General features: G+C 62.0%; 2 protein-coding genes and 2 pseudogenes. 3 read left to right on the top strand and 1 reads right to left on the bottom strand.

Translation table 11 applies throughout. The features are described from left to right. Positions 1-288 precede the first annotated feature (288 nt). From K7W42_RS22530 to K7W42_RS22520, 3 genes and pseudogenes are all read left to right on the top strand, one after another. Positions 289-1473, top strand: coding sequence for a mechanosensitive ion channel family protein (locus K7W42_RS22530; RefSeq protein ID WP_224577642.1), 1185 nt, complete (start codon positions 289-291; stop codon positions 1471-1473). A 171-nt stretch (positions 1474-1644) separates the two neighbouring features. After that, positions 1645-2052: pseudogene (locus K7W42_RS23410) on the top strand (phospholipase A2); the annotation flags it as partial. Between the two features lie 120 nt (positions 2053-2172). Then, complete coding sequence (locus K7W42_RS22520) at positions 2173-2664, top strand: ricin-type beta-trefoil lectin domain protein (protein WP_224577644.1); 492 nt, start codon at positions 2173-2175, stop codon at positions 2662-2664. A gap of 76 nt (positions 2665-2740) precedes the next feature. On the opposite strand, the pseudogene K7W42_RS22515 reads toward K7W42_RS22520, so the two are convergent. Continuing rightward, a pseudogene (locus tag K7W42_RS22515) lies at positions 2741-3323 on the bottom strand (ATP-dependent zinc metalloprotease FtsH); the annotation flags it as partial.

Genomic DNA, 3323 nt, shown 5'->3' with positions numbered 1-3323 from the left:
GAGAGCGGACAGGGAAGTTGGTGGGGGCGGAGTCGGCACGAGGTCAGACTCCGCCCCTACCGTTGGCGACAAAGCTTCTATGCGGATGCAGTGAACAGGGCGAATCACTTTCCCTGTGTCTAGAGACAAGGGATGGAGGCGACCGGCTGCCGATGAGGACCTTCTCCCAGAAGGGCTACACGTTTCCAGCGGAGAGCAGGAATGCCAACTCTCGCTGGCACTCGTCCGCGGTTGCTTTGCCGTTCTAGGCCTAGTCAATCCTCACCTCCTCATGAGAAGGTGGGCGGCATGCTGGCGGAGTTAAGCGTTCAAATTGTGAAACCTCAGGTGTGGGTGGGCCTCGCCCTGACTGCCGTGGCCGCCTACGCCATCTACCGGTTTGGCCGCCTTCTGATTCGGCTGTTAGAGCCCCACATGCCGCGCCGTCTGGTGGCGCCCCTGAACTGGGTGTGGGGGCTAGGTGTGGCCCTGAGCTGGCTGGCGGTGGCGACCTACGTGGCCTATCTGCCCAGCGTGCCGCTGCTATTCGAGCTGGGGCGTGATATCGCCGCCGGCTTCCGCCATACAGCGGGCCAACTGGTGGTGGTCGTGGCCCTGGCCATGATTGCCTGGCATCTGATTGGGGCGCTGACCGGGCGCATCGTGCCTGCCGAGGAATTCAGCCGCCGCACGGTGAGGGTGCAGACCCTGAAGGGCGTGGTGGAAAGCACTTTGCGGGTAGTGGTGGTCATCATCGGGCTGATTGCCGCTCTGCAGGCGCTGGGGCTGAACGCCACCAGTTTGCTGGCCGGGGTCTCGGTGCTGGGCCTGGCGGTGGGATTTGGGGCCCAGAGCCTGATCAAAGACGTATTCAACGGCTTTTTTATCCTGCTGGAAGACCAGTATGGGGTCGGGGACGTCATCAGTGTGAATAACGGCCTACTTTCAGGCAACGTGGAGCGGGTCAATTTGCGCGTGACTGCCCTGAGGGCGCTGGACGGCACCGTCCATATCATTCCCAACGGGCAGATTCTGACGGTCAGTGTCAGCAGCAAGGACTGGTCGCGGGTGGTTGCCACTGTGGATGTGACCTACGCCGCCAGCATTGACGACGCTCTGCGCGTCTTGGAGGCCGTCAGCACCGAGATCTACGAGGAAGAAGAATGGAAGGGCTTTTTCCTGGAAGCGCCCGAGGTGCAGGGTGTTACGCGGCTGGCCCCCGACGGCGTGACGCTGCGCGCGCTGTTTAAGGTGCAGCCCAAAAGTCAGTACGCCATTGGCCGCGAATTTAACCGCCGCATCAAGATTGCGATGGACGAGGCCGGCATCGAGATTCCTTTTCCGCAGCGCAGCCTGAACTTTGGTGGCGGGCCCATCGAAATCAAGCTGACCCGCGAGGACCTGAAAAGCGACCCGCGCGCCACTCAGGACCGCCAACATGCCCCTGTTCAACCCGTCCAGACCCGTGACCCGGAGGAGGACGAAACCAGCTGAGCCGAGATGGCCTCTCGGGCCACGTTGGTTCAGAAGAGGCGCTGGCAGAGGCAGGTGCAGGCGGGTTTGTTCCTGCTCTGTTCAACCTTTGTTCCCTCTCTGTCCCAGAGGGTCTTTTAACCTCCTTCCCGAATCTGCAGATGGCCGGTTCATTCGTGAAGTGAGGTTCCTATGACTACCCGATTTGTCCTGCCCGCTCTCTCGGTCTCCTTGCTGCTCACACTAGCTGCGTGTGGAACAGCGGAACTTCCAGTCGCCAATGCGGCGCCCTTTCAGGCTCAGGCGGCGCCCCCTGCCCCTTATCCTCAGAACGACTACAACAGCATCGTCGTAACCAATACGTTCGCTGCGGATCTCCCAGTTCTTCAGACGACCTATCCGCTGTTTGATTGGACGGCCGATGGTTGCAGTTCGCCGGTCTTCACCATCTGGAGTCTCTACTTCCATCCGGCTTGTGTGCAACACGATTTTGGGTACCGGAATGTCAAGTTCTATCCAGCTCTTCGGAACGAGAATTACCGCAAAGTCGTTGACGATCAGATGCTTGAACACATGCGGTTCATCTGTGATGACTTCAATATCATTGATCAGGTGAAGTGCTTGGCGGCGGCTGAAGTGTTTTACGGAGCCGTTCGCCTGAAAGGTGAACAATACTTTCAGGCCTCCAGCAACCCGACGATTGAAATCAGCCTAGAGAAGTTGCCTGAGCCTCCCACGGAAACCCCTGAGCCCGGCCCACCACCGCCCATCCGTTACTTGCTGACACGCAACGAGCCTACCAGCAAGTGCATTGACAGCGCGGTGTCCGGGCAGCTTCCTGCTATGGCGGCCTGCAACGCTGCCAACCGCTTGCAGCAGTGGGAACGACTGTTCCTACCCGGCACAGATCAGCACAAAGAGGTCTTTATGCTGCGCAACCGCGAGACTTTGCAGTGCCTCAGCTGGACTCTGTTTGCCACTCAAGGCGCGGGCGCGCGCGTGACTGTGGCCAGCTGCGACCCCACTAACCCGCAGGTGCGGTGGAAAGCCAGCCGGGCACAGGGTGGACCGCGCAACTTTGACACCTTTACCGGCGGCGGTAGTCTGACCGGCTCGTCCAGCGCCCTGACCGTGACGGGCAGCAACCGCGCCAATGGTTTCCAGCACTGGTCTTTCCGGCTAGCCGACAGCGCGCCTGCTCCCACGCACTAAACCGACTTTCCAAGTGGCCTCCCTGGTTGACGGCCAGGGGGCATTGTTCTGTCAAGCATTCGGCAACCTGCGCTGTTTACCCCGGCAGACTACTGGGGACGGGCGCGGCGGGTGGCAGCGGCTCCAGTTCATGCCCAGCCAGCAGCGCGCTGAATTCCTCGCCGCTCAGGGTTTCGCGGGTCAGCAGGACCTCCACGATGGTATGCACGCGGCCAATGTGTTCGGCCACCAGGGCGCGGGCGCGGGTGGCGGCAGTGTCAATCAGGGCGCTCACTTCCTGGTCAATGCGCTGGGCGGTGGCCTCGCTCATGGGGCGTGGCTGTGCGCCGCTGCCCAGAAAGCCGCCCTCGTCGCTGGCTAGGGCCACCTTGCCGAGCCCCGTGTTCATGCCCCACTCGGTCACCATGCGCCGGGCAATGGTGGTCGCCTGCTGAAAGTCGTTCTGCGCGCCCGTCGTCACCTCGCCAAACACCACGTCCTCGGCGGCGCGGCCGGCCAGGGCCACCGCGATCATGTCTTCCAGGGCAGGCTGGGTGACGTGCAGGCGGTCATCGGCGTCGGGCATCATGTAGCCCGCCGCGCGGCCACGCGGCACCACCGTCAGTTTGGCCACCCGGTTGGCGTGAGGCAAGAGTTGAGCAGCGAGGGCGTGGCCAACT

The sequence above is a fragment of the Deinococcus betulae genome (assembly GCF_020166395.1).
In the GTDB taxonomy this organism is placed as follows: Bacteria; Deinococcota; Deinococci; order Deinococcales; family Deinococcaceae; genus Deinococcus; species Deinococcus betulae.
The sequence above is the reverse complement of the archived record's forward strand: the minus strand, read 5'-3'. Positions and strand labels throughout refer to the sequence as shown.